This window comes from Agrobacterium leguminum, assembly GCF_005144435.2.
Taxonomy (GTDB): domain Bacteria; phylum Pseudomonadota; class Alphaproteobacteria; order Rhizobiales; family Rhizobiaceae; genus Agrobacterium; species Agrobacterium leguminum.
Genome location: NZ_CP120211.1, coordinates 444,224 through 469,835 on the forward strand (window position 1 = coordinate 444,224; position 25,612 = coordinate 469,835).

At 60.7% G+C, this 25,612-nt stretch carries 26 protein-coding genes; 16 read left to right on the forward strand and 10 right to left on the reverse strand.

Features of this window, described 5'->3' with window-relative positions:
• Positions 1 to 90: 90 nt before the first annotated feature.
• From CFBP4996_RS02145 to CFBP4996_RS02160, 4 genes are all read right to left on the reverse strand, one after another.
• Positions 91 to 774 (reverse strand): HAD family hydrolase, encoded by a 684-nt coding sequence (locus CFBP4996_RS02145; RefSeq protein ID WP_080852558.1) that lies wholly within the window; start codon positions 772 to 774, stop codon positions 91 to 93.
• A 3-nt stretch (positions 775 to 777) separates the two neighbouring features.
• A complete protein-coding gene (locus tag CFBP4996_RS02150; RefSeq protein WP_080852557.1) occupies positions 778 to 1,215 on the reverse strand; it encodes a bleomycin resistance protein in 438 nt (145 codons plus the stop codon).
• A gap of 204 nt (positions 1,216 to 1,419) precedes the next feature.
• The gene (tldD, locus tag CFBP4996_RS02155; protein WP_080852556.1) at positions 1,420 to 2,835 is read right to left on the reverse strand and encodes a metalloprotease TldD; all 1,416 of its coding nucleotides are present in this window, start codon (positions 2,833 to 2,835) and stop codon (positions 1,420 to 1,422) included.
• An 82-nt stretch (positions 2,836 to 2,917) separates the two neighbouring features.
• Complete coding sequence (locus CFBP4996_RS02160) at positions 2,918 to 3,442, reverse strand: invasion associated locus B family protein (RefSeq protein ID WP_003521101.1); 525 nt, start codon at positions 3,440 to 3,442, stop codon at positions 2,918 to 2,920.
• Positions 3,443 to 3,885: 443 nt separating this feature from the next.
• Between CFBP4996_RS02160 and coxB the strand changes: the two genes are divergently transcribed.
• The 12 genes from coxB (at position 3,886) to CFBP4996_RS02220 (ending at position 13,976) form a co-directional block, all read left to right on the forward strand.
• Positions 3,886 to 4,749 carry a cytochrome c oxidase subunit II gene (coxB, locus tag CFBP4996_RS02165; protein ID WP_003521102.1) on the forward strand — a complete coding sequence of 288 codons (864 nt, stop codon included), beginning with the start codon at positions 3,886 to 3,888 and terminating at the stop codon, positions 4,747 to 4,749.
• Between the two features lie 16 nt (positions 4,750 to 4,765).
• Positions 4,766 to 6,472, forward strand: coding sequence for a cytochrome c oxidase subunit I (gene ctaD, locus CFBP4996_RS02170; RefSeq protein ID WP_020809078.1), 1,707 nt, complete (start codon positions 4,766 to 4,768; stop codon positions 6,470 to 6,472).
• A 386-nt stretch (positions 6,473 to 6,858) separates the two neighbouring features.
• The gene (gene cyoE / locus CFBP4996_RS02175) at positions 6,859 to 7,812 is read left to right on the forward strand and encodes a heme o synthase (RefSeq protein WP_080852555.1); all 954 of its coding nucleotides are present in this window, start codon (positions 6,859 to 6,861) and stop codon (positions 7,810 to 7,812) included.
• The gene (locus CFBP4996_RS02180) at positions 7,812 to 7,943 is read left to right on the forward strand and encodes a cytochrome c oxidase system small membrane protein (RefSeq protein WP_003521105.1); all 132 of its coding nucleotides are present in this window, start codon (positions 7,812 to 7,814) and stop codon (positions 7,941 to 7,943) included. The genes cyoE and CFBP4996_RS02180 overlap by 1 nt, the downstream gene beginning before the upstream one ends.
• 32 nt (positions 7,944 to 7,975) lie before the next feature.
• A complete protein-coding gene (locus tag CFBP4996_RS02185; protein ID WP_003521106.1) occupies positions 7,976 to 8,593 on the forward strand; it encodes a cytochrome c oxidase assembly protein in 618 nt (205 codons plus the stop codon).
• 61 nt (positions 8,594 to 8,654) lie between these two features.
• On the forward strand, positions 8,655 to 9,530 hold the full coding sequence (locus CFBP4996_RS02190; protein WP_003521107.1) for a cytochrome c oxidase subunit 3: 876 nt from the start codon (positions 8,655 to 8,657) through the stop codon (positions 9,528 to 9,530).
• Between the two features lie 248 nt (positions 9,531 to 9,778).
• Positions 9,779 to 10,165 (forward strand): DUF983 domain-containing protein, encoded by a 387-nt coding sequence (locus tag CFBP4996_RS02195; RefSeq protein WP_003521108.1) that lies wholly within the window; start codon positions 9,779 to 9,781, stop codon positions 10,163 to 10,165.
• A 10-nt stretch (positions 10,166 to 10,175) separates the two neighbouring features.
• A complete protein-coding gene (locus CFBP4996_RS02200; protein ID WP_031233477.1) occupies positions 10,176 to 10,910 on the forward strand; it encodes an SURF1 family protein in 735 nt (244 codons plus the stop codon).
• Between the two features lie 77 nt (positions 10,911 to 10,987).
• Positions 10,988 to 12,034, forward strand: coding sequence for a 4-hydroxy-3-methylbut-2-enyl diphosphate reductase (gene ispH, locus CFBP4996_RS02205; protein WP_003521111.1), 1,047 nt, complete (start codon positions 10,988 to 10,990; stop codon positions 12,032 to 12,034).
• Between the two features lie 92 nt (positions 12,035 to 12,126).
• Positions 12,127 to 13,095 carry a homoserine kinase gene (locus tag CFBP4996_RS02210; RefSeq protein ID WP_080853233.1) on the forward strand — a complete coding sequence of 323 codons (969 nt, stop codon included), beginning with the start codon at positions 12,127 to 12,129 and terminating at the stop codon, positions 13,093 to 13,095.
• Positions 13,092 to 13,532: a ribonuclease HI gene (rnhA, locus tag CFBP4996_RS02215; RefSeq protein WP_065115053.1), complete on the forward strand. Its 441-nt coding sequence runs from the start codon at positions 13,092 to 13,094 to the stop codon at positions 13,530 to 13,532. Before CFBP4996_RS02210 ends, rnhA begins: the two co-directional genes overlap by 4 nt.
• A gap of 135 nt (positions 13,533 to 13,667) precedes the next feature.
• Positions 13,668 to 13,976 (forward strand): Dabb family protein, encoded by a 309-nt coding sequence (locus CFBP4996_RS02220; RefSeq protein WP_080852554.1) that lies wholly within the window; start codon positions 13,668 to 13,670, stop codon positions 13,974 to 13,976.
• A gap of 147 nt (positions 13,977 to 14,123) precedes the next feature.
• Here the strand turns inward: CFBP4996_RS02220 and CFBP4996_RS02225 are convergent, their stop codons facing one another.
• Positions 14,124 to 14,609, reverse strand: coding sequence for a peroxiredoxin (locus CFBP4996_RS02225; protein ID WP_003521115.1), 486 nt, complete (start codon positions 14,607 to 14,609; stop codon positions 14,124 to 14,126).
• Positions 14,610 to 14,731: 122 nt separating this feature from the next.
• The gene (locus CFBP4996_RS02230) at positions 14,732 to 15,580 is read right to left on the reverse strand and encodes a protein-disulfide reductase DsbD domain-containing protein (RefSeq protein WP_020809072.1); all 849 of its coding nucleotides are present in this window, start codon (positions 15,578 to 15,580) and stop codon (positions 14,732 to 14,734) included.
• A gap of 160 nt (positions 15,581 to 15,740) precedes the next feature.
• Here CFBP4996_RS02230 and CFBP4996_RS02235 point away from each other — a divergent pair, with 160 nt between their 5' ends.
• From CFBP4996_RS02235 to CFBP4996_RS02245, 3 genes are all read left to right on the forward strand, one after another.
• Positions 15,741 to 16,346, forward strand: coding sequence for a YqgE/AlgH family protein (locus tag CFBP4996_RS02235; protein WP_003521117.1), 606 nt, complete (start codon positions 15,741 to 15,743; stop codon positions 16,344 to 16,346).
• Positions 16,347 to 16,451: 105 nt separating this feature from the next.
• Positions 16,452 to 16,643 carry a CsbD family protein gene (locus CFBP4996_RS02240; protein WP_003521119.1) on the forward strand — a complete coding sequence of 64 codons (192 nt, stop codon included), beginning with the start codon at positions 16,452 to 16,454 and terminating at the stop codon, positions 16,641 to 16,643.
• 434 nt (positions 16,644 to 17,077) lie between these two features.
• Positions 17,078 to 18,181 (forward strand): zinc-binding metallopeptidase family protein, encoded by a 1,104-nt coding sequence (locus CFBP4996_RS02245; protein ID WP_080852553.1) that lies wholly within the window; start codon positions 17,078 to 17,080, stop codon positions 18,179 to 18,181.
• Positions 18,182 to 18,376: 195 nt separating this feature from the next.
• Here CFBP4996_RS02245 and CFBP4996_RS02250 read toward each other — a convergent pair whose 3' ends face one another.
• From CFBP4996_RS02250 to thrC, 4 genes are all read right to left on the reverse strand, one after another.
• A complete protein-coding gene (locus CFBP4996_RS02250) occupies positions 18,377 to 21,292 on the reverse strand; it encodes an EAL domain-containing protein (RefSeq protein ID WP_035262976.1) in 2,916 nt (971 codons plus the stop codon).
• Positions 21,289 to 21,888 (reverse strand): GNAT family N-acetyltransferase, encoded by a 600-nt coding sequence (locus tag CFBP4996_RS02255; protein WP_003509108.1) that lies wholly within the window; start codon positions 21,886 to 21,888, stop codon positions 21,289 to 21,291. The genes CFBP4996_RS02250 and CFBP4996_RS02255 overlap by 4 nt, the downstream gene beginning before the upstream one ends.
• Before the next feature lie 93 nt (positions 21,889 to 21,981).
• Positions 21,982 to 23,280, reverse strand: a complete 1,299-nt coding sequence (locus tag CFBP4996_RS02260; protein WP_003520499.1) for a M16 family metallopeptidase — start codon at positions 23,278 to 23,280, stop codon at positions 21,982 to 21,984.
• A gap of 21 nt (positions 23,281 to 23,301) precedes the next feature.
• Positions 23,302 to 24,699 (reverse strand): threonine synthase, encoded by a 1,398-nt coding sequence (gene thrC, locus CFBP4996_RS02265; protein ID WP_003520498.1) that lies wholly within the window; start codon positions 24,697 to 24,699, stop codon positions 23,302 to 23,304.
• Positions 24,700 to 24,963: 264 nt separating this feature from the next.
• On the opposite strand from thrC, the gene CFBP4996_RS02270 reads away from it, so the two are divergent.
• Positions 24,964 to 25,503: a hypothetical protein gene (locus CFBP4996_RS02270; RefSeq protein ID WP_035236805.1), complete on the forward strand. Its 540-nt coding sequence runs from the start codon at positions 24,964 to 24,966 to the stop codon at positions 25,501 to 25,503.
• Positions 25,504 to 25,612: the final 109 nt, after the last annotated feature.

The following is a 25,612-nucleotide window of genomic DNA, read 5'->3' on the forward strand; positions in this document are numbered from 1 at the left end:
GGAAACGTGAAAGACCTCTCATATGATACGTCTCATCTAACTAACGGCAAATTCAGGCGGATGATCCATCTCCTAGATTCGGAACATGGATCAGTTCACTGAGTTTCCTTTCTTGATGCCGCTCAGCAGAAGGCCTGCCACCGCATGAAGGTCGCTTGCAACGGCAATGCACTTCTCCCGCATTTCCTCGGTCGGCGGCGCCACGTCCGGCACCATGATCGTCATCATGCCCGCCGATGTCGCCGAGCGCACGCCTGAATAGGAATCCTCCAGCGCAAGGCAGCGGCCCGGATCGAGCGAAAGCCGTCGGGCTGCGGTGAGATAGGGCATGGGTGCGGGTTTCGGTTCGGTATAGTCGCCGCGTGCGACGATGGTGTCGAAACGTCTGAGAAGATCGTGGGGCCCGAGATGGCGCGTCACCGAATCGTGCCGCGACGAGGTGGCGATGGCGCGGCGGATATCGAGCCGGTCGAGCAGATCGAGAATGTCGATGACGCCCGGCTTCAGCGCCACTCCTTCAGCCATCATCACACCAAGATGCCGGAGCCAGGCGTCGCGGAAGCTGTCGATGGGAAAATCCGCGCCATAATCGGCAAAGATGGTGCCGGTGATGACGTCCCACGGGCTGCCGCAGACCTTCTGATAGGTCTCGACCTTCATTCCGTGGCCGCCTTCATCCGAGGCCGCCAGAAATGAATCGCGATAGAGCCTCTCGCTCTCGATCAGCAATCCGTCCATGTCGAAAACCACAGCCTGCGGAAGAAAAGGCAGCATGGCTTAACCGAACCGGAAGGGGCGTTCGCCGAGGCTCTCGAACGGACGGATCAGATAACCGTCCGGATCGGCGACGATGAATTGCCGGTTGCCCACTTCGACCGTGCCGCGCCTGTACCATTTTTCCTCCAGCGGCATGACGAGCTCGATCGAGGATCGCTCCAGCCGGGAGAGAATCGGTTGCAGGGAGGGAACGGCGAGCTGCAGGTTCATGCCGCGGCCGAGCGGAAATTCGAGCGCGGCATTGTCCGTCACGAATGTCCGGGTCGCGCCGATCTGGTCGATCATCAGCTGGGCATCCCCCAGCGCCAGATAGGTGAAACCCTCCTCGGGGCGCTCATAGACCACATGAAAACCGATCAGGTCGCAATAAAAGGCGCGGCTTTTCTGCCAGTCGCTGACGGCAAGTTCAGGAACGAGGGCATTTCGTATGATGGTCATGGTCTCCTTTGCCGCGCAGGCCCGGGGGTGGGAGGAGGGGCCTGCCATGAGGGATGATCTTACCGTCTTACCGGCCGCATGCCAGAGGAAACCTCATCATGGCAGCCATGTGTGGGGTTCTCGGCTGACAGGATGGCGACGCTGCGGGCGAGGACTGTCACGGCAGGTTCGACGTCTCCCGCGACCGCGCCATGTGCCGCGGAACTAAGCCTTCGTACCGCCGACGGTGATCTGGTCCATGCGCAGATGCGGCTGGCCGACGCCGACCGGCACCCATTGTCCGGCCTTGCCGCAATTGCCGATGCCGGTATCGAGCTTGGAATCGTTGCCGATCATCGAGACGCGCTTCATCGCATCCGGCCCGTTGCCAATCAGCATCGCGCCCTTTACCGGCGCGCCGATCCTGCCGTTCTCGATGAGGTAAGCCTCGGTGCAGCCGAACACGAATTTGCCGGAGGTGATATCCACCTGGCCGCCGCCGAAGGAAACGGCATAGATGCCTTTCTTCACGGAGGCGATGATCTCTTCCGACGTCTTGTCGCCTGATAGCATGTAGGTATTGGTCATGCGCGGCATCGGCACATAGGCGTAGCCCTGCCGGCGGCCGTTGCCGGTGGGCTTGGCGCCCATCAGCCGGGCGTTCTGCCGGTCCTGCATGTAACCGACCAGCCTGCCGTTCTCGATCAGCACATTGTAGCCGGAAGGCGTACCTTCATCGTCGATCGTCAGCGAGCCGCGGCGGCTGTCGATGGTGCCGTCATCCACCACGGTCACGCCGGGGGCGGCGACCATTTCGCCCATCAGGCCGGCGAAGGCCGAGGTTTTCTTGCGGTTGAAATCGCCTTCCAGACCGTGGCCCACCGCCTCGTGCAGCATCACGCCCGGCCAGCCGGAACCGAGCACCACATCCATGGTGCCGGCCGGCGCGTCGATGGCGGTGAGGTTGACGAGCGCCTGGCGCAGCGCTTCATCCGCACCGTGCTGCCAGTTTTCCGTGGTGATGAAATCGCTGAAGCCGACGCGGCCGCCAATGCCGTAGGAGCCGCTTTCCTGCCGGTCGCCTTCGCCCGCCACGACGGAAACATTGATGCGGGTCATCGGCCGGATATCGCTGACGCGATGGCCGTCGGCCCGCAGGATGTCCACCACCTGCCAGCTTGCGGAAATGGTCGCCGTCACCTGCCGGACCTTGTCGTCCTTATCGCGCAGATAGGCGTCGATATCGGTGAGGAGCTTCACCTTCTCCTCGAAGCTCGGGCTGCCGATAGGGTTCTCGTCGCCGTAGAGCTTCTTGTTGGTGCGCTGCGGTGCTGCGGCATAGGAGCCGGAATAACCTTTGGTCACCGCACCCACCGCATCGGAAGCACGTTTCAGCGCGCCCTGCGACAGCTCGCCCGCATGGGCATAGCCCACCGTTTCGCCGGCGACGGCGCGCAGGCCGAAACCCTGATCGGTGTTGAAGGAACCGCCCTTCAGCCGGCCATTATCGAAAGTCAGCGATTCGGCCTGGGCATGTTCGATGAAAAGCTCGCCATCGTCAGCGCCGGCGAGCGCCTCGCCGACGAGCTTGCGCAATTGCGTTTCGTCGCAATCGAAGAGTTTTACAAGATCGTCGGTCATGGGAGGCTCCAGTCATTATCGTTCAATGACCGATTTAGGCACTGGAGCGGACGGACGCAAGGCTGTCCGGCAATGGCAGACTTTAAGGAAGCGCGTCGTAGCCCTCGGCAAAGCCGGAAAGCTCGATCGGAATACCGACGCGATCCTGATCCACGGCTTCGCGCAGCGCGAAAACCGCATTCTTGCCGGCGCGCAGAACCTTCAGCAGCTCGTCGTCGATATCCACTTCCACATAGCAGCCTTCGGAGAAGCAGCGGGTGAAATAGGCGCGGCCGATATTATTATTGTCGATATAAAGCTCCATGCCATCCTTCAAAAGCACGCCGAGCGGCGCGAGGATGCGCAGGATGCGCGACTTGCGGTCGGCCGTCTTCAGCACCACCACCGAAAGCCCCACTTCCGGGCGGTCATCGGCGATCACGTTCTGCATCAGTGCGCATTGTTCTTCGGACGCGCCCGCCGGCTTGTCGCAGATGACAGACCATGCTCCGTGCGTCGACTTCGGCGTTCCGGGCGGCTGCTGTTGCGCCAGCGCCGCAGCGGCGGGAGCGATGATGGCAAGACCGGCGGCGGCAAGAAAAGTGCGCGCGAGCGGGGAAAGACGCATGGATACCTCTGGGATTCGAATCAGTGCGGCTATTTTGACGCCATAATCCGGAAAAAAAAGCCTCAGGCCTTCAATTCCAGCGGAGTTGGGCGGAAATAGGACCTGTCTTGCGGTATGGGCGTCTGATTTGCCCGGCGCGACATTCATTATCCGGCGATGAAACTGGCGGCAAAACCGGCTGTGAGAAGGGGCTTTGTCGCATTTGGGCTGTTTGAAACCGCGTTCGGCCGGTCCGGTGAGGCGTGGGGTGAGAGAAAGTCGCCGTGGATTGACCAATGGCAAAATTGGGGCGCATCCGTGTCCCGACGCATATTGCGGCAGAGGACAAACTGTGGTTTGAAGTTAGTACCATAAGCATGGATTCTGCGTCTGTGATTGATCTAGATCAGACGCGTGAGGGAGAGGGTACCGTGACGAATAGGATTTACGCAGCACTGGCGGGGATGACCTGTCTGCTCACGGCTGTCGGCGCCCACGCCGATCAGCCGGTGCATTGGCAAATGGGCATGCAGGAGGCCGCCACGCCGATCATGCACGAAATACGCTGGTTTGAACAATATACGCTCTGGTTCATTGTTCCGGTTACGCTTTTCGTTCTTGCGCTGCTCATCGTCGTCGCCCTGAAATTCCGCGCCGCGAAAAATCCGGTGGCTTCCAAGACCAGCCATAACACGGCAATCGAGGTGGTCTGGACGCTGGCGCCGGTTCTCATTCTCCTGTTCCTTGCTTTCCCGTCGTTCAATCTCTTGAACGCGCAGCTCACGCAGCCGGAAAACCCCGACGTGACGCTGAAGGCGACCGCCACGCAATGGCTGTGGAGCTATGAATATACGGCCGCCGAAGGCGCCGAGCCGGTTTCCTTCGACAGCTACATGCTGAAGGACCAGGATCGCGCCGCCGCGGGCAAGGAAGACAGGGCCCGCTATCCGCGTCTTCTGGCGGTAGACAATGAAATGGTCGTTCCGGTCGGCAAGACCGTTCGCCTGCTCGTCACCGCCGCGCCGACGGATGTAATCCATTCCTTCGCCATGCCGGCTTTCGGCGTCAAGATCGACGCCGTTCCCGGCCGCCTGAACGAAACCTGGTTCAAGGCGGAAAAAGAGGGCCTTTATTACGGCCAGTGTTCCGAGCTTTGCGGCAAGGACCATGCCTTCATGCCGATCGCCATTCGGGTGGTTTCCGAACAGCAGTACAACACCTGGCTCACCGCCGCCGCCTCTGACCTTAGCGGCGCGAACCGGGCGCTGATGGCCTCTGTCGATGGCGCTCCGCGCACCGTCGACGTTGCCGCCAACGAAACCAACTGACTCTGGAGTGAGGACAATGGCTGGACCTTCCGCACACGACGATCATCACTCGCATGGTCATTCCGCACATGATGGGCACGATCACTCGCATGATGCGCATCATTCCCATACGCCGGGCTTCTTCGCCCGCTGGTTCCTGTCGACCAACCACAAGGACATCGGCACGCTCTACCTGATCTTCGCGATCATCGCCGGCATCGTCGGCGGCGGGCTTTCCGTCGTCATGCGCATGGAGCTTCAGGAGCCGGGCATCCAGATTTTCCACGGTCTGGCGTCCATGGTTTACGGCTTCGAGGGTGACGCCGCCATCGATGGCGGCAAGCACATGTTCAACGTGTTCACCACCGCGCACGCACTGATCATGATCTTCTTCATGGTCATGCCGGCGCTGATCGGCGGTTTCGCCAACTGGATGATCCCGATCATGATCGGCGCTCCGGACATGGCTTTCCCGCGCCTGAACAACATCTCCTTCTGGCTGATCGTTCCGGCTTTCATCCTTCTCATTCTCTCGCTCTTCGTCGAGGGCCCTGCGGGCGCCTACGGTGTCGGTGGCGGCTGGACCATGTATCCGCCTCTATCGACCAGCGGCATGCCGGGGCCGGCGGTGGATCTGGCGATCTTCGCGCTGCACGTTTCGGGCGCGTCGTCGATCCTCGGTGCGATCAACTTCATCACCACCATCCTCAACATGCGCGCCCCGGGCATGACGCTGCACAAGATGCCGCTCTTCGCCTGGTCGGTCCTCGTCACCGCGTTCCTGCTGCTGCTGTCGCTGCCGGTTCTGGCGGGCGGCATCACCATGCTTCTGACCGACCGTAACTTCGGCACGGCATTCTTCTCGCCGGAAGGCGGCGGTGACCCGATCCTTTACCAGCACCTGTTCTGGTTCTTCGGCCATCCGGAAGTCTACATCCTGATCCTGCCGGGCTTCGGCATCATCAGCCACATCGTCTCCACCTTCTCCAAGAAGCCGGTCTTCGGTTACCTCGGCATGGCCTATGCCATGGTCGCCATCGGCGCCGTCGGCTTCATCGTCTGGGCCCACCACATGTACACGGTCGGCCTGTCGCTCGAAGCGCAGCGTTACTTCGTCTTCGCCACCATGGTCATCGCGGTGCCGACGGGTATCAAGATTTTCTCGTGGATCGCGACCATGTGGGGCGGTTCGCTGACCTTCTCGACCCCGATGGTCTGGGCGATCGGCTTCATCTTCCTGTTCACGGTCGGCGGCGTCACCGGCGTCCAGCTCGCCAATGCCGGTCTCGACCGTTCGCTGCACGACACCTATTACGTGGTGGCGCACTTCCACTACGTTCTGTCGCTCGGCGCGGTCTTCGCGATCTTTGCCGGCTGGTATTACTGGTTCCCGAAGATCACCGGCTACATGTATAGCGAATTCCTCGGCAAGCTTCATTTCTGGGTCATGTTCGTGGGCGTGAACCTCGTGTTCTTCCCGCAGCACTTCCTCGGTCTTGCCGGCATGCCGCGCCGCTACATCGATTATCCCGATGCCTATGCCGGCTGGAACATGGTATCCTCCTACGGTTCCTACATCTCGGCCGTCGGCGTGCTGATCTTCCTCTTCTGCGTCTGGGAAGCCTTCGCAAAGAAGCGGATCGCCGGCAACAACCCCTGGGGTGAAGGTGCGACGACGCTCGAATGGCAACTGTCTTCGCCGCCGCCCTACCACCAGTGGGAACAGCTGCCGCGCATTCGCTGATGCGCGGGCCGGAAGGCGCGGGCAGGGCCTGCGAATTCCCGGCGCTGAAAATGAGGGACGGCGCGGTTCGGTCCGTGCCGTTTCCCGAACGGGCAGTCTCTTCTGCCGCGTGACATTTTGTCCAAGCGATGCCTGCCGTCCGACGTGATACATGCCCCGGACGTGATAAATGCCAAATCTGGCCTTTATGAAATGCAAGCGCAGACGAATGGCGGCAGGGTGCGGCGAAAAGCCGGAAAATGGCATCGGTTTTACCCGGCGCCGCTCATGTCAGGACGTTCGGGACCCATGAATTGACGCATCGCGCATGCCGGAAATCACATTCGTTTTCGGGCCGGTGCAGGGGACGTCGCTTCACGCGGCGTTCGAAGGAAACAGGACAGGAAATGAGCATTATCGACAATCGCGACATGCTGGGCGTGAAGGGCTCCGAACTTTCGGAAGCCGGCGCGCGCGATTATTTCGAATTGCTGAAGCCGCGCGTCATGTCGCTCGTCGTCTTCACGGCCTTTGCGGGCCTCGTGCTGGCGCCGGGTGAAATCAACCCGGTGCTCGGCATCATCGCCATTCTCTGCATCGCCGTCGGCGCCGGCGCATCCGGTGCGCTCAACATGTGGTACGATGCCGATATCGACGCCGTGATGAGCCGTACCGCCAGACGGCCGATCCCGTCCGGCCGCATCGCGCCGCGCGAGGCGCTGGCCTTCGGGCTGACGCTGTCGGCCTTTTCGGTGGTCATTCTCGGCCTTGCGGTCAACTGGTTCTCGGCCGGCCTGCTCGCCTTCACCATCTTCTTTTACGCCGTCATCTATACGATGTGGCTGAAACGCTCGACGCCGCAGAACATCGTCATCGGCGGTGCGGCCGGCGCTTTCCCGCCCATGCTCGGCTGGGCCTGCGTCACCGGCGGCGTTTCGCTGGACAGCATCATCCTGTTCCTCATCATCTTCCTGTGGACACCGGCGCATTTCTGGGCGCTGGCGCTGTTCAAGATGCGCGATTACGACGCCGTCGGCATTCCGATGATGCCGAACGTGGTCGGCGAACGCTCCACCAAGAACCAGATGATCGTTTATGCGGTGCTGACCGCGGCGGCGGCCGTAGCACCTTATTTCACCGGTCTTGCGAGCGCCGGCTACGGCATTTTCGCTGCCGTGCTGAGCGCGATCTTCGTCTACTGTTCGCTCGATGTCCGGCGCATGCCTGAGGGCGACGAGAAGATGCTGCCGGCCAAGAAGATGTTCGCCTATTCGGTGCTTTACCTTTTTGCGATTTTCTCCGGCCTTCTGGCCGATCATTTCGCGCCGGCCCTGAAGGCCGTCATGTCGGGAGTCCTGTGATGGAAACGGTGGAACTGAGCGCGGCGCAGAAAAAATCGAGACGTGGGCGAAACATCGCGCTCGGCGTTCTGCTCGCCGGCCTGGTGGTGCTGTTCTACATCATCACCATCATCAAGATCGGCTCGCACTGACGCGCTGATCGAGGGGAGAGGAGGAGGAGGAGATGGCGAATATGGAAGCGCAGACGGCAGGGACCGGCAGGCAGCGGGTGAGCAATCGCTCCATCCTCGTGCTTTGTCTGGTGTTTTTCTGCGCCATGATCGGCATGGCCTATGCCGCCGTGCCGCTTTATACGCTGTTCTGCCGTGTCACCGGCTATAACGGCACCACCCAGCGCGTCGAGCAATATTCCGACGTCATCCTCGACAAGACCATCAACGTCACCTTCGATGCCAATACGTCGAACGGCCTCAACTGGGATTTCCAGCCGGTCGACAAAAAGGTCACGCCGAAGATCGGCGAAACGGTGCAGGTGACGTTCAAGGCGACGAACCGCTCACCCGTGGCGACCACGGGCACGGCGGTCTTCAACGTCACGCCGATGGAAGCCGGCGCCTATTTCAACAAGGTGGAGTGCTTCTGCTTCACCGAAACGACGCTGCAGCCGGGTGAAACGCTGGAGATGCCGGTGGTGTTCTTCGTCGATCCTGACATCGCCACGGCGCGCGAGACCAAGAGCATTCATACTTTAACGCTGTCCTATACGTTTTATCCGGCCAAAACCGAAAAACCGGTTGCGTCCTTGCCGGTAAAGACTTCATCTGGCGAAAGCAAATTGTGAGAGGAGATCTGGCCTTTTATCCGAGGCCGGATCAGGGAAGAGACATTCGGGGATTGTCGCAATGGCAGATACGCATCAGAAGAACCACGACTACCACATTATCGATCCAAGCCCCTGGCCGCTTCTGGCCTCGATCGGCGCCTTCATCCTGACCTTCGGTGGCGTCTGTTACATGCGTTACCTGTCGGGCGGCTCCTTCAAGCTGTTCGGCGCGGAACTGGCCAATCCCTGGCTGTTCTATATCGGCCTCGTCATCGTTCTTTACACCATGTACGCATGGTGGTCCGACACGATCAAGGAAGCCCATGAGGGCAACCACACCCGCGTCGTCTCGCTTCACCTGCGTTACGGCATGATCATGTTCATCGCCTCGGAGGTGATGTTCTTCGTGGCGTGGTTCTGGGCCTATTTCGATGCCAGCCTCTTCCCGCACGAGGCCATTCAGGCGTCGCGCCTCGAATATACCGGCGGCCAATGGCCGCCCAAGGGCATCGAGGTGATCGATCCCTGGCACCTGCCGCTCTACAACACCGTCATCCTGCTTCTGTCGGGCACCTGCGTCACCTGGGCGCACCATGCCCTGCTGCATAATGACCGCAAGGGCCTGATCACCGGTCTGTTGCTCACCGTCGCGCTCGGCGTCCTGTTCTCCACCGTGCAGGTTTACGAATACATGCACGCGCCGTTCGACTTCAAGAATTCGATCTACGGCGCGACCTTCTTCATGGCCACCGGTTTCCACGGTTTCCACGTCTTCGTCGGCACGGTCTTCCTGCTGGTCTGCCTGTTCCGCGCCGTTGGCGGCGGTTTCACGCCCAAGCAGCATTTCGGTTTCGAAGCGGCTGCCTGGTACTGGCACTTCGTTGACGTCGTCTGGCTGTTCCTGTTCTTCGCCATCTATATCTGGGGTGGCTGGGGCGCGCCGCTGCACGGCTGATTGCACCGATAATGGAGGGGCGGCAAATCGCCGCCCTGATGTCGAGGGCGAGCTTCCCGCACGCCCGGCGCCATTCCCGGGCTCGACCCGGGAATCCAGATCGGTAGTGTGCAAATCCTCGGGTCAAACCCGGGGATGACGGAGGAGGGAGATTGGGCCTCCGTCGACACTTCACGGGCAGCGGTTGCTGCCCTCGTGCCTGAACCCTCTCCAACAGGGCGGTTTGCAGGCGGAAGCGGGAGGTCGTCATGTCTGAACCATCAAACGGCAATTTCGCGCCGGTCGATCCCATCAAGGTCGGGCTCAAAGGCTGCTGCCCGCGCTGCGGCAACGGACGGCTGTTCGACGGCTTTCTGACCATAAAACCCGCCTGCAGCGCCTGCGGACTGGATTACGGTTTTGCCGATGCGGGCGATGGCCCGGCGGTTTTCGTCATGCTGATCGTCGGTTTTCTGGTCGTCGGGCTGGCGCTCTGGTTCGATCAGCGTTTTGCGCCGCCGGTCTGGGTGCATGTCATGCTATGGTTGCCGTTTACGGTGATTGTCTCCCTCGTGCTGCTGCGCAAGTTGAAAGGGATCATGATTGCGCTGCAATACCGCAACAATGCAAGCGAAGGCAGGCTTGATCGTGAATGATGTTTCCCACATGAAGGCGGCGGAAAGGCGGGTCTGGTTCGCCGCGCCGCTGGTGCTGCTGGCGCTTGCCATTCTTCTCGGGCTCGGCACCTGGCAGGTGAAGCGTCTCTACTGGAAAGAGGCGCTGATTGCCGATATCGAGGAGCGGCGGAGCGCGAGCCCGGTGCCGCTCTCCGACATAGAGGCGATCGCGAAAAGCGGCGGCGATATCGAATACCGCACGGTCAGTCTTTCCGGCACCTTCGATCATGCCCGCGAGCGGCATTTCTTCGCCACCCATCAGGGGCAAACCGGCTATTACATCTATACGCCGCTGACGCTCGCCGATGGACGCATTCTCTTCGTCAATCGCGGCTTCGTCCCCTTCGAGATGAAGGAACCGGCCAAACGGCCCGACGGGCAGGTTGCCGGTGCGGTGACGATCACCGGCCTTTCGCGCGCGCCGCTGGTTGCAAAACCGTCCTCGCTGCTGCCTGATAACGATATCGCCAAGAACATCTTCTACTGGAAGGATCTGGCGGCCATGGCCTCCAGCGCCGATATCCCGCCCGACCGGCTGGTCCACCTCTTCGTGGATGCTGACAACGCGCCTAATCCGGGCGGCTGGCCGCAGGGTGGCGTGACGCTGATAGATTTGCCCAACAATCACCTGCAATATGCGATAACGTGGTATGGGTTGGCGGCGGCCCTTGTCATCGTCGCCGGTTTTGCCTATTTCCGGAACGGTAAGGCGCAGGGTGAATAAAGCGCAGCCCGTCCGGTAAGGCAGCTTGTCGGGCAAGGCCATGAAGCACGGCCCAAGGAGCAGGCCAAGGAGCTGGAATGAACATCGCCGTTTCCAAACCCCCTTTGACGATAAGGCTGTGCGGACCGCGCGGCTTTTGCGCGGGCGTGGACCGGGCGATCCAGATCGTCGTGCTGGCGCTGAAGGCCTATGGCGCACCCGTCTATGTCCGTCACGAAATCGTGCATAATCGTTATGTGGTGGAAGGGCTGGAAGCCAAGGGCGCGGTTTTCGTCGAGGAACTGCATGAAATTCCGGCCGAGCACCGCGAGCAGCCGGTGGTTTTCTCGGCCCACGGCGTGCCGAAATCCGTGCCGGAGGATGCGCAGGCGCGTAATCTGTTCTATCTCGATGCCACTTGCCCGCTGGTCTCCAAGGTCCACAAGCAGGCCATGCGCCACCAGCGCCTCGGTCGCCATGTGGTGCTGATCGGCCATGCCGGCCACCCCGAGGTCATCGGCACCATGGGCCAGCTTCCGGAAGGAACGGTCTCGCTCATCGAAACTGTGGAAGATGCCGGCCGTTATGAACCGGCGGACCGCGAAAATCTCGGCTTCGTCACCCAGACGACACTTTCGGTCGATGACACGGCCGGCGTCATCGCCAGGCTGCAGGAACGTTTCCCGGCCATTCAGGCGCCCGCCGCCGACAGCATCTGTTACGCAACCACCAACCGTCAGGATGCGGTGAAGCAGGCGGCCCCCGGCTGCGACCTCTTCATCGTCGTCGGCGCACCCAATTCCTCCAATTCCAAGCGGCTTGTGGAAGTGGCCCTGCGGGCCGGTGCACAGCGTTCCGTGCTGGTGCAGCGGGCCTCGGAAATCGACTGGAATGAAATCGGCGATATCCGCACCGTCGGCCTTTCGGCCGGCGCATCCGCACCGGAGGTCATCGTCGATGAGATCATCGAGGCCTTCAAGGCGCGTTTCGATACGACGCTCGATCTCGCCGTGACGGTCGAGGAAACGGAACATTTCCTCGTCAATCGCGAGCTGCGCAGCATCGAGCTGACGACGGACGACATGGCTTTCGTGAACGGCAATGCCAATGATGCGCTGCCGCCGAAAACCGCCGCCGGTATCTGAAGCGGGATGGCGCTGAATGCGGGCGGTTTCCGTCCCACATGCGTCATCTCCACCCGAGATTTCCACTCCATCCTTCATCAAGAGATTTGAAATTGGCAGTTTATACGGACATCACCGAAGATGATCTGAGGAATTTCCTCACGCAATATGACGTCGGCAGCCTCACCTCCTATAAGGGCATTGCCGAAGGCGTCGAAAACTCCAATTTCCTGCTGCATACCACCAAGGACCCGCTGATCCTGACGCTTTATGAAAAGCGCGTGGAAAAAAACGATCTGCCCTTCTTCCTCGGCCTCATGCAGCATCTGGCCGCCAAGGGCCTGTCCTGCCCCCTGCCGCTGCCGCGCAAGGATGGCGAGTTGCTGGGAGAGCTGTCGGGCCGGCCGGCGGCGCTCATTTCCTTTCTCGAGGGCATGTGGCTGAGAAAGCCGGAAGCGAAACATTGCCGCGAAGTCGGCAAGGCGCTGGCCGCCATGCATCTGGCCGGCGAGGGGTTCGAGATCAAGCGGCCGAACGCGCTCTCCGTCGAAGGCTGGAAGGTGCTTTGGGACAAGTCCGAAGCGCGCGCCGACGAGGTGGAGAAGGGCCTGAAAGACGAGATTCGCCCCGAGATCGATTATCTCGCCGCCCATTGGCCGAAAGATCTGCCGGCCGGCGTCATCCATGCGGATCTGTTCCAGGACAATGTGTTCTTCCTCGGCGATGAACTGTCCGGCCTGATCGACTTTTATTTTGCCTGCAACGACCTGCTCGCTTATGACGTGTCGATCTGCCTCAATGCCTGGTGCTTCGAAAAGGATGGCGCTTACAACGTCACCAAGGGCAAGGCGCTGCTGGAGGGTTACCAGTCGGTGCGCCCGCTGAGCGCAGCGGAGCTGGAGGCGCTGCCGCTTCTGGCGCGCGGTTCGGCGCTGCGTTTTTTCCTCACCCGCCTTTATGACTGGCTGACGACGCCGGAAGGTGCGCTGGTGGTCAAGAAGGACCCGCTGGAATATCTGCGCAAGCTGCGGTTCCACCGTTCCATCGCCACTGTCGCCGAATATGGGCTGGCGGGCGAATGAAACATGTCGATATTTTCACCGATGGCGCCTGCTCCGGCAATCCCGGTCCCGGCGGCTGGGGTGCCGTGCTGCGTTACGGCGAAGTGGAGAAGGAACTCTCCGGCGGCGAAGCCGAGACCACCAATAACCGCATGGAACTGCTGGCGGCGATTTCGGCGCTCAATGCGCTGAAAAGCCCCTGCGAGGTCGATCTTTATACCGACAGCGCCTATGTGAAGGACGGCATCACCAAGTGGATTTTCGGCTGGAAAAAGAAGGGCTGGAAAACCGCCGATAACAAGCCGGTCAAGAATGTTGAACTATGGCAGGCGCTGGAAGCGGCGCAGCAACGCCATAAGGTCACCCTGCACTGGGTCAAGGGCCATGCCGGCCACCCGGAAAACGAGCGCGCCGACGAGTTGGCGCGAAAGGGCATGGAGCCCTTCAAACGGCGGTAATGGAAGCCTGCTCTATTTCGGGTCGGGCAAATCCGCGCCGGCGGCCCCGTTATCGGGGGTTGTGAAAACCGAAACCCGACCTATCTTGTCGTCAAGGGGCGCTCCGGTAGCGCCCAACGGAGGAGAGAAATCCGGATGATCCTGCATTGTGTATTTCTACGCTTCAAGGCTGCAACGGCCTCTTCTGAAAAACACGCAATATTCGAGGCGATTGCCGCCCTGAAGGATGCGATACCCGGCATCATCGATGTGAAATACGGCCAGAATGTTTCACCCGAGGGGCTGAATGGCGGTTTTGTCGACGGTTTTATCGTGACGCTGGAAAGCCCCGAGGCCCGCGACGACTATCTCGCCCATCCCAAGCACATGGAAGTGGGGGAACGTCTCGTGTCGCTCACCGATGGCGGTCTCGCCGGGCTTCTGGTGTTCGATATGAATGTTTGAGAGAGCGGCTTCTGGTCGCTCTCTTCCGTCATGCTCGGGCTTGTCCCGAGCATCTGCAACGTCTCGATTGAATTGAACGTGATTAGATCCTCGGCACAGGGCCGAGGATGACGTCTTATCTAGGGCCAAGAGGCCTTCTTCTTAACGTCAAAGCTGCTCGATCATCGCCGCAGCGGCAGAGACCGTCGCCTGGCCGGGGTTTTCTTCCACGTTGAGCGACTTCACCACACCGTCTTCCACCAGCATCGAATAACGCTTGGAGCGCACGCCGAGGCCGCCGGCGGAAAGATCGGCGTCGAGGCCGAGCGCCTTGGTGAAAGCGGCGTCCCAGTCGGCGAGGAAGTGGATTTTGCCCTGACCGCCGGAGGATTGCGCCCATGCGCCCATCACGTGCCAGTCGTTGACGGCGACGACGGCGATATCGTCAACGCCCTTGGAAAGAATGGTGTCGCGGTTTTCGAGATAGCCCGGCAGGTGGTTCAGTGAGCAGGTGGGGGTGAAAGCGCCGGGAACAGCGAAGAGAACCACCTTCTTGCCGCCGAAAAGCGCGTCCGTGGTGGTTTCCACCGGGCCGTCGGCCGTCTTTTCCTTGAAAGTTGCGGAAGGCAGTTTTTCGCCGATCTTGATGGTCATGTCCGTGCTCCTGTAGCCGTTCGGTTCGCGCGACTATAGAGCAACCAAATGAAACGTGTCATGCGGTTTTCGCAGGAAATTCCATTGCAGACGCGGCCGCTCAAACGTGACCGCCGAACCGATCAGGGCTTTGGAAAATGGAGCATCGTTTCCATGGCCCGGTCGCCGGATTTGACCAGGATAGGCCAGCTATTGCCCTGCACCTGATAGGTTTTCGGCAGGCCCTTGATGTTCATGTAGAAGGAGAGCTTGCGCTTGTCGCGCACCAGGTTCTGCGGCTCGTAATAGGCAAAGCCCGAGGGACCGGCGATAAAGATTTCGGTCTCCTTCGGCGCGTTTTCCGGAAGCTGCAATTGCACGCCGAGCATGGTCTTGTCGGGCGTGATGTGAAAATCGATCACCTTGAAATCGTCGGATGCCGCCTCGGGCAGCGTTTCGCGCGCCTCCTCCAGCAATCGCCGTTCCTCGCGGTCGTCATCGCCGGCATTGCCGCGCTCGATTGAAAACTTCGCCTCGAAGGGAATGCAGATATTCTGGCACACGCCGATGAAGGCGGTGAGATCGATCTTTCCGCCTGCCGCCGGGTCGGCGGCTTTCAGCTGAAACGGAAGGCTGACGGCGTGGTCGTAGCCGATATCGGTGATGTCGCCGTTTTCGATCAGCTTCGGGACCGGATAGGCCATGGTGGTGAGCGCCGCGCCGCTTGCAGGATCGGGCGTGATCTGCGGCGGTATGCCCGCTTCGCCCGGTTCGCGCCAATAGGTGATCCAGCCGTCCTTCGGCTCGATCTGCAGCACGCCGCGCACCACGCCGTCGGCATCCATGGCAAGGCTCGCCACGCGCATCTGGCCGCCTTCGCTTCTCGCCCAGTCGGTAATTTCGGCCTGGGCGGCTTCAGCACCGCCAAGTAGGGCAGCAAATGCCGCTGCAAAACGGAAATGTGAAAATCGAAAGAATATTCTGGCGCTCATGCTTTCCGTCTAACCCAACATCGCTCGGTGGACCAGTTACGAATTCGTGCGGTTCATCATTTTCGGTTGATTGATCGGGCGCGATGCCGCATCCTGTCCTTTGTCGAAGTGCGAACGCCGTTTTCGTTAAATGACGGAATGCGGTCTGCTGGAGGCGCCGGTGAGCTTTTCAACCCTGATGGACAAACGCGAACGTGGCTTTCTCGATGGTCAGTTCCTCATCGCGATGCCGGGGCTGGACGACGGCAATTTTGCCCGTTCGGTGATCTATATCTGCGCCCATTCGGATGCAGGCGCCATGGGCTTCATCATCAACCGGCCGCAGCAGATCACCTTTACGGATATTCTGCTGCACCTGAAACTGGTGGACAGCAACGACGCCATCATGCTGCCCAATCGCACCCGCGAATTTCCGATCCAGTGCGGCGGCCCGGTGGAATCCGGCCGGGGTTTCGTGCTGCATTCGGATGATTATTTAAGCGAATCCAGCATTCCAGTCAGCGATGACATTTCGCTGACGGCAACGCTCGATATCGTCCGCGCCATCTCTAACGGCCGCGGTCCGCAAAGGGCCACCATGATGCTCGGTTATGCAGGCTGGGGTCCGGGCCAGCTGGAAAACGAGATCGCCAATAATGGCTGGCTGAATTGCCCGGCTGCGGAGGAACTGATCTTCGACCGCGGGCTGGACAATAAATACGAGCGGGCGCTGGCGCTCATGGGCGTCGATGCGCGCATGCTTTCCACGGATGCCGGTCACGCCTGAGCCCCTGCATGTTCCGCCCGTTTTGGCTGGAACCAAATCCCGACCCCTGACGTTACTCACCCGGAAAGCCGGACAGACAGTACGGCTCAACGAGGGAGTAGTATTATGGGTAGCACATCTGACAAGATCGCCGGTAAAGCCAATGAAGTTGCTGGCAAGGTGAAGAAGAACGTCGGCGAAGCGACGGGCAATAATGAATTGCGCGCCAAGGGTGCCGCCCAGGAAGCCAAGGGCAAGGTACAGACCAGCGTTGGCAAGGCGAAAGACGCCGTCAAGGGCGCCGTCGACCGCATGTAATTTCGCCCGACGGTCTCGCGCCTCTTTCGATGAGGCGCTTCGGAGCGCATGTGTTGACCGCACATGCGCTCCTGTCGTCTGGGATGTTCCGAAGGCGGCCGCCTGTTACGCCCTTCATAGTGGCCACCGTAGGCGACCGTTGCCAATCATTGATGCTCCTGCGCTCCGGGCTTACCCCCCTCTGTCCTGCCGGACATCTCCCCCTCAAGGGGGGAGATCGACCTGAGGCGAGGTCTCGCCCATCTCAATGCTTGAGAATGGAGTGGTGGAAGAGCGTCTTGCCGATCTCCCCCCTTGAGGGGGAGATGTCCGGCAGGACAGAGGGGGGTAAGCCCGGAGCGCAGGAGCGTCAATGATTTTCAGCTGTCGTCTACGGTGCATGTTGGCATCGTATTTTACCTCCACCCACCCGATCCATCGCAAGGGTTTCATCGATGAAGCTTTTTTCCTGCGCATCCTGCGGCCAGCCGGTCCATTTCGACAATCGTTTCTGCGTTTCCTGCGGTCATCGTCTGGCCTTCGTGCCGGAACGGCTATCCATGGAGGCGCTTTCGCCCGCGGGTGAGCCGAACTGGCAGATCGTCGCGGACCCGCAAAAACAGGTGCGGTTCTGCGCCAATGAAGTGAACGATATCTGCAACTGGTCAGTGCCGGCGCAAAGCGACAGCGCCTTCTGCCCGGCCTGCAGCCACAGCCGTCTGGTGCCGGATATCGCGACGGATGAGGGCATTGCACAATGGCGTCGCATCAGCCAGGCGCAGCGGCATCTGTTTTATTCGATCCTGCGGCTCGGCCTGCCGCATCCCAATCGCGATGCCGATCCTGCCGGTGGGCTGGTCTTCGATTTTCTGGTGGACGAGGTGGCGCCCGATGGTTCCGTCATTCCCGCCATGACCGGTCACGATGAGGGCCTGATCGCCATCCGCGCCGCGGAGGCCGACGATGTCACCCGCGAGCAGGTCCGCGCCAATATGAACGAGCCGTACCGCACCATGCTCGGCCATTTCCGCCACGAGGTGGGGCACTTCATCTGGAATAAGCTGGTGCGGGATGAGAACCGCCTGGAGGCCTGCCGCGCCGTCTTCGGCGATGACAGTGAGGATTATGGCGCCGCTCTGCAACGCAATTACGAAGATGGGCCGCGTCCCGACTGGCAGGAAAGCTTCATCAGTTCCTATGCGTCCGTCCACCCCTGGGAGGATTTCGCCGAATGTTTCGCCCATTATCTGCATATCGTCGATACGCTGGAGACGGCGCGGGCCTTCGGCGTGGCCATCGATCCCGATGGGCATGAAGAAATGGCGGCGGAGGTGACTTTCGATCCCTACAATGCCCGCAGCGCCGAACAACTGGTCAAGGCCTGGATTCCGCTCAGCGTCGCGATCAATTCTATCCAGCGCAGCATGGGGGAGGCAGACCTCTATCCCTTCGTGCTGACACCGCCGGTGGTGGTGAAGATGGAATTCATTCACGACCTCCTGCATGGGAGGGTGGCGGCGGATGCGTCAACACAGGTGCAGGCTGCCCTGGTTCAGTGAATGTTCGACAAACGAGGAGTAACAGTCGGCAAACGCGCCGTTTCCTCCTCCCGTCATGCCGGACTTGATCCGGCATCCAGCCAGCCCAAGTCCTTGGGCTGAAAGGGCTTTTATCGCCGCGCCGACGCGCGGCGGCTGGATTCCGGCTCAAGGCCGGAATGACGGAGGTAGCTACCTTGCGTTCCAATACTCCGCTTACGAAGCCCGCTTCGTCGGCTGGAACCGTTCCCGCAAAAGCTTCAGCGCCGCATCGCCCGAAACCGGGGTGCCGAACAGGAAGCTCTGGCCGAAATGGCAATTCATGCGCGCCAGTTCGGCCGCATCCTCGGGCGTTTCGATGCCTTCCGCCACGACCTGCATGTCGAGCGCCCGCGCCATGGCGATGACGGAGCGCAGGAGCACGTTGCGCTTGTCGCTGGTATTGGCCACCAGCGCCTTGTCGAGCTTGATCGTGTCGAAGGGGAAGCGGGTGAGATAGGCGAGCGACGAATAGCCGGTGCCGAAATCGTCCATGGCGAGGCTCAAGCCCGTTTCCTTGAGCTTGGAAAGCACCAGCCGCGCCTGCTCCGGGTTCTCCATGACGACGGATTCCGTCAGTTCCAGCTTCAGCTGCTGGGGATTGCAACGGGTGCGGGTCAGCATGCCGCGCACATCATTGTACAATTCATTGTTCAGCAGCTGCGCACTGGAAATATTGACGGAAATGAAGATCGGCATCTTCTCTATGGCGTGCTGCCAGTCCATCAGATCGGTCGCCGCCCGTTCCAGCGCGAACATGCCGAGCGGCTCGATCAGGCCGGAGGCCTCCGCAATCGGAATGAACTCGCTCGGCGGAATATTGCCGCGCTTGGGGTGCTCCCACCGCATCAGCGCTTCGAAACCGGCCAACTCGCCATCGTCGAGCTTGACGATTGGCTGATAGGCCAGCGACAGCTCCTTGCGCTCGATGGCGCGGCGAAGGTCGCTTTCCATCTGCAGGCGGTCGGTGCCCGACGTGCGGAAGGCGGGGCGGAAGGGCTCGACGCGATTGCCGCCGGCGCGCTTGGCGCGATACATGGCGAGTTCCGCATCGCTCAAGAGTCCGGCTGCACTTTCCTGCTGGTCGATCCACGAAACGAGGCCGATGGAAGCGGTGAGGATGATTTCGCGATTGGCGAAATTGATCGGCACCATGATCGCCTTGTTCACTGCATCGGCGAAATCGGCCACACGCTGCGGATCGCGCTCCGAGGTCAGGATCAGGCCGAACTCATCGCCGCCAAGACGCGCCAGCGTATCCTGCGGTTTCAAAAGACGGCGCAGACGGCGGGTCAGCGCAATGAGGATATTGTCACCGGCAGCAATGCCGAGCGTATCGTTGACCAGCTTGTAGCGGTCAATATCGATGGCCATCACGGTCGGGCGCACGCCGTCGCTGTCGGAAGACAGGTTGAGGATCGATTGCAGGCGGTCGAGGAACACCTGCCGGTTCGGAAGCCCGGTCAGATTGTCGTTCATCGCATCCTGAAGCAACCGCTCGACGGAGTTCTTCTGCTCGGTAATATCGGTGATGGTGCCGACGCAGCGGATGATTTCGCCGTTGGAGCCGAGAACCGGACGGGCGCGGATTTGCAGCCAGTGGAAATGACCGTCTTCCGCGCGAATGCGGAATTCGTGGTTGAGGCGGCCCTTGCGATGGTCGAGCAGTACGTCGAGCGTCGCCTTGAACCGGTCGCGATCGTCAGGGTGCAGGCGCGGCAGCCAGTTGCGCGCAGCGCCATGCATGGCGCCGGGTTCCAGCCCCAGCCGGTTGGAAATATCGGGCGTGGTGACGATGCGGTCGCGCGTTACATCCCAGTCCCAGACCGTATCGCCGCTGCCCGTCAGCGCCAGCGATTGCCGCTCGAGATCGGAGAAGAGACCCTGCTGGTAGGCGCTGCCGGCAAAGGCGTGCTGAATGACGGTAAAGCCGATCAGCAGCACGATCAGTACCAGCCCGCCGCCGAGTGCGGGCTGCACGATGTCATTGTCCAATTGCCCGGTCACTGTCAGCCAGCTGCCGAACAGCCAGACGAGGATAAGCGCCCAGGAAGGCACGAGCAAAATCGCCCGGTCGTAACGGTTGAAACCGAGATAGACGATGAGCGCGATGCCGGCTGTTGCGGTGAGCGCGAAGGACACGCGCGCAATGCCGGAGGCGACCGAGGGATCGTAGATCGCCACGCCGAACAGCAGCGCCAGACCCACCACCCAGGCAAAGGTCGCATAACCCAGATGCGCATGCCATCGGTTGAGATTGAGATAGGTGAACAGGAAGACCACGAAGCTGGAGGCGAGCGCCACTTCCGCGCCCGCCCTCCATATTCGCTGATCGCTTGAGGTGACGGTGATGAGCTTTTCGAGGAAGCCGAAATCGACGCATATATAGGCGAGCACCGCCCATGCGAGCGCGGCCGAGGCCGGCAGGACGGAAGTACCCTTGACCACGAACAGGATGGTCAAAAGTACGGCGAGCAGGCCGGCAATGCCGAGCACGATGCCGCGATAGAGCGTAAACGCGTTGATCGTGTCCTTGTAGGCCTCCGGCTCCCACAGATAAAGCTGCGGCAGCTGCGGCGTGGAAAGCTCGGCGACGAAGGTGATGACGGAGCCGGGATTGAGGGTGATGCGGAACACGTCGGCATCCGGGCTCGGCTGCCGGTCAAGCGCAAAGCCTTCACTCGGCGTAATTGCCATGATGCGCTGCGAGCCGAGATCGGGCCAGAACAGCTTGGAATTGACGAGGCGGAAATGCGGCGCGACGATCACGCGCTCCAGCTGCTCTTCCGAAACGTTAGCGAGTGCGAAAACCGCCCAGTCGCCCTGATGGTCGGTGGAGCTGGCGCGCACCTCGATACGGCGGCGAATGCCGTCGGGGCCGGGCGCGGTCGAGACCTGAAAGGCTTCGCCCTGGTTGGCATAGATATCGGTGGTGGCCGTCAGGTCGAGCGCCGTGTCGTCACGGGAAATCTTCACCGGCTCGAAGGCGTAGGAATAGGAAGAGAAAAGCAGGAAAAGCAGGAAAAACGGCGCAGCCAGCGCGATTGCCGCCAGACGTTTCGCAAGGCAAGGCGCAGTGTGATTGTAGGTCATGTATCGTACTTCGTTCCGCCGGAGCTTTGCTTGTCGGCAAGAAGGGAAAACATCATATGATCCCGCCATTGGCCATTGATTTTCAGATATTCCCGCAGGAGGCCTTCCCGCTGGAACCCGGCATTTTCGAGAAGCCGGATGCTTTTGAAGTTTTCCGGAATACAGGCTGCCTCGATACGGTGCAACTGAAGTCCGTTAAAGATGTATGGTATTACCAATTTTAATGCGGCAGACATATGGCCTTGGGCGGCGTGCCGCTCGCCGATCCAGTATCCGATCATACAGCTTTGCGCCGCACCCCGACGGATGTAACCGATGGTGATGCCGCCGACCAGCAGCGTCTCTTTCTCGAATAGCAGGAAGGAAACGGCGGTGCCGGAGGAAAATTCCTGGCCGTTGCGCACCACGCGCATGCGGAAGGCGCCTTCCGTCAGCTCGTCCGGCCGCCAGGTCGGCTCCCAGGGCTGAAGAAACTGCCGGCTTTCGGAGCGCAGCACATGCCATTGCTTGAAATCGCCGTAGCGCGGCAGTCTGAGAAGGTGATTGGCGCTGCGCAGTTCTGGCGTGTCGCTATGTCGGGAAAGAAAACGCAGCATTCACGATCCCTGTGCGGCAGACATCGCCATCCGCGAGCGGGATGGCGAAAAAGATGAGCGGTCTTTGCCTTTAAATCCCGCTCTCATATCGGTTTATCCGTTCGCCTTTATCCTTGCGGGCTGCTGCGCGGAAAGCGCGGCAGTGATGTCGGAAAGAGGCGGCAGATGTTCGAGCGGGCCAATTGCGGACAATGTCGGAACTGTATCGAAAAACAGCCGTCCCGCAAGATCGGTCAGGCGCGCGCGGGTGATGTCGCCAAGCCGCTCCATCATCTCCTCATTGGGGATGGGCCGGCCGTAAAGCATCATCTGCCGGGCCATCTGGCCGGCGCGGGCGGCCGGGCTTTCCTGGCCCATCAGCAATTGCGCGCGGATTTGCGCCCGGGCGCGGTCGATTTCTTCCTGATGGATGGTCTGCGAGGACTTGCGAAGTTCCTCCAGAATGACGGGCACCAGTTCCGGCAGGTCGTTGCCGCCGGTGGCCGCATGCACGCCGAAGATGCCGGTATCGGAAAAGCCCCAGTGGAATGCATAGACCGAATAGCACAGGCCACGATATTCGCGCACTTCCTGGAACAGGCGGGAAGACATGCCGCCGCCCAGGATATTGGCGAGAATCTGCGAACAATAGAAATCGCGGGCGTGATAGGCCTTGCCCTCGAAGCCGAGGAGCACCTGCGCATCCATCAGGTCGCGGGTCTCGCGGATTTCCCCACCGGTATAGATAGCCTTTTCGAGCACCGGTGTGGCGATGGGCAGCTGCGGCAGCGAGGCGAAACGTTCTTCCACCTGCTTCACGAAGCTCTCGTGATCGACAGCGCCTGCCGCCACGACGAAAATGCGGTCCGTCGTGTAGTTGCGGGCGAGATAATGCCTGATCTGGCCGGTGGTGAAGGATTGAACGGTGTCCGGCGTGCCGAGGATCGGGCGGCCGATAGTCTGGTCGCGATAGGCGACACCGGAGAAATTGTCGAAGATCACGTCGTCGGGCGTATCGGTCGCCGCGCCGATTTCCTGCAGGATGACGTTTTTCTCCCGCTCCAGCTCGTCTTCGTCGAACAGCGATTCCGTCAGGATGTCGGCAAGGATATCGACGGCGAGGGGGACGTGGTCTTTCAGGACGCGGGCGTAGTAGGAGGTCGTTTCCGTCGATGTCGCGGCGTTGACTTCGCCGCCGACATTTTCGATTTCTTCGGCGATCTGCCGGGCGGTGCGGCGCGCCGTGCCCTTGAAAGCCATATGTTCGAGAAGATGGGCGATGCCGTGTTCGGCAGTCGTCTCGTTGCGTGAACCGGATTTGATCCACACCCCAAGAGCGACGCTTTCGAGATGCGGCATTTTTTCCGTCACAACGGTCAACCCGGACGAAAGCCGGGTCACATTTACTCTCATACTCAACGTCTTTCCGCGTCTCTATTTGCCGGCGCGTGCGTGTTTGCCGATGAAGGTTTCCACGGCTTTGAGCTCCGCATCCAGAATGTCGAAACGCTCCTCCCGGTTCATAATGTCAGCTAACCATACTGGAAGCGCAGGCTCGATTGCGCAAGCGGATTTTACAGCGGCCGGGAATTTAGCCGGGTGAGCGGTCGACAGAACGACCATCGGGCTTGACGCCTTTTCGTGCTTTTCCGCCACGAAAACGCCGGTCGCCGTATGCGGGTCGATCAGGTAGCCGGTTTTCTCAAGCGTGTCGCGGATCGTTGCCGCCACCTGCTTTTCGGTAGCGCGGCCGGCGCGGAAATCCTTCTTGATGAATTTCAGCGCATGCGGCGGAATTTCAAAGGATCCGGATTGCTTGAGGCCGTCCATCGATGCCTTTACCGCAGCGGAATCACGGCCATAGGCTTCAAACAACAGGCGTTCGAAGTTGGACGAGATCTGGATGTCCATGGAGGGCGAGGTGGTCGGCTTGACGCCGCGCATCTCGTAACGGCCGGTCTTCAGCGTGCGCGCCAGAATGTCGTTGTCATTGGTGGCGATGACGAGCTTGTCGATCGGCAGACCCATCTTCTTGGCGACGTAACCGGCGAAGATATCGCCGAAATTGCCGGTCGGAACGGTGAAGGAAATCTTCCGGTCGGGGCCGCCGAGCGAAAGCGAGGCGGTGAAATAATAGACCACCTGCGCCATGATGCGCGCCCAGTTGATGGAGTTGACGCCGGAAAGCTTCACGCCGTCGCGGAACTTCACGTCGTTGAACATCTCCTTCACCAGCGTCTGGCAATCGTCGAAATTGCCGTTGATCGCCAGCGCATGCACGTTGGAAGCGGTCGACGTCGTCATCTGGCGCTGCTGCACCGGAGAGACCTTGCCGTTCGGGAAAAGGATGAAGATGTCGGTGCGCTCGCGCCCGGCAAAGGCGTCGATGGCCGCGCCGCCCGTATCGCCCGAGGTGGCGCCGACAATGGTGGCGCGCTCGCCGCGCTCGGAGAGCGTGTAGTCCATCAGGCGGGCGAGAAGCTGCATCGCCACGTCCTTGAAGGCGAGCGTGGTGCCGTGGAAAAGTTCCAGCACGAAAGTGTTCGGGCCGGTCTGCGTCAGCGGCACGACGGCAGGATGCCGGAAGGTCGCATAGGCGTCGTCGATCATCGCCTTGAACTTGTCTGCCGGAATCTCGCCGCCGGTGAAACGGTAGAGAACCTCGAAGGCGACGTCCTGATAGGACTTGCCGCGCAGGTTGCGGATTTCCTTCTTCGACATGGAAGGCCATTTGCGCGGAACATAAAGCCCGCCGTCACGGCCAAGGCCCGCCAGAAGCGCGTCGCAAAAACCAAGCGAAGGGGCCGCACCCCTGGTCGATACATATTCCACGAGATAGTCCCTTATCCGTTACCGATGCGATCGGCGTCTTTGTCCGCAGCGTCTCACCGGAATGAGGCGATTGGCGAGGTAATGAAGGGCTTTTCTGAAAATTCAAGCAAAACCGAACATGCCAATCGATTTTTTCCGGCGTCGCTGCTATAGACCATCGCCAACCTGGGTGAAAGGTCAATAAACAGCGTCTCCGGTTCTGTTCCGGGACAAGGGAGAGGATTTAGAAGAGTGTCAGGGAATTTCTTGCGTTTGTCCGCCGCGATGTCGCTTCTCGTCGTTGTTGCAGGATGCAATTCCTCCAACCCGTCGGACTCGCTTGCCGTCAACCCGCCGGCGGCGCAGGCCGCACCGACGGCTGCCGTGGTTCAGGCCAATTGCCCGGCCGTGACGGTTCTCGATGCCAACGCCGTTCATCGCGTCTATGCCGGCGGCGCCAAGGACGATCCGCAGAAACTCGCCTATCAGGTCTCGCTGTCCGATACGACGCGTTCATGTACCGCCAATGAATCGACGCTCACCGTGAACGTGCTGGCCCAGGGCCGCCTCGTTCCCGGCCCGATGGCCAAGCCCGGCCGCGTGACCGTGCCGATCCGCGTGACGGTGAAGGACGGCGACGGCGAGATCTACGGCGAAACCACCGCCTTCGCCGTCGATGTTCCGGCAGGCGGGGCCGGCACGCAGTTCATCTTCAACAACGACCACGTCGCCATCCCCAACGGACCGGGCGGCGCACCGAAGTCTGTCAGCGTCTTCATCGGCTTCGCCGAGCAGGGCGCAAAGGCAAAGACCAAGCGCCGGTGATTTGACGGGTGAAATGTAAAAAACCGGAGGCTGCTTTTGCGGGCTCCGGTCAGGTCGCGGACAAAACATTCCTCACACGCGACGTCATCCTCGGGCTTGCCCCGAGGAT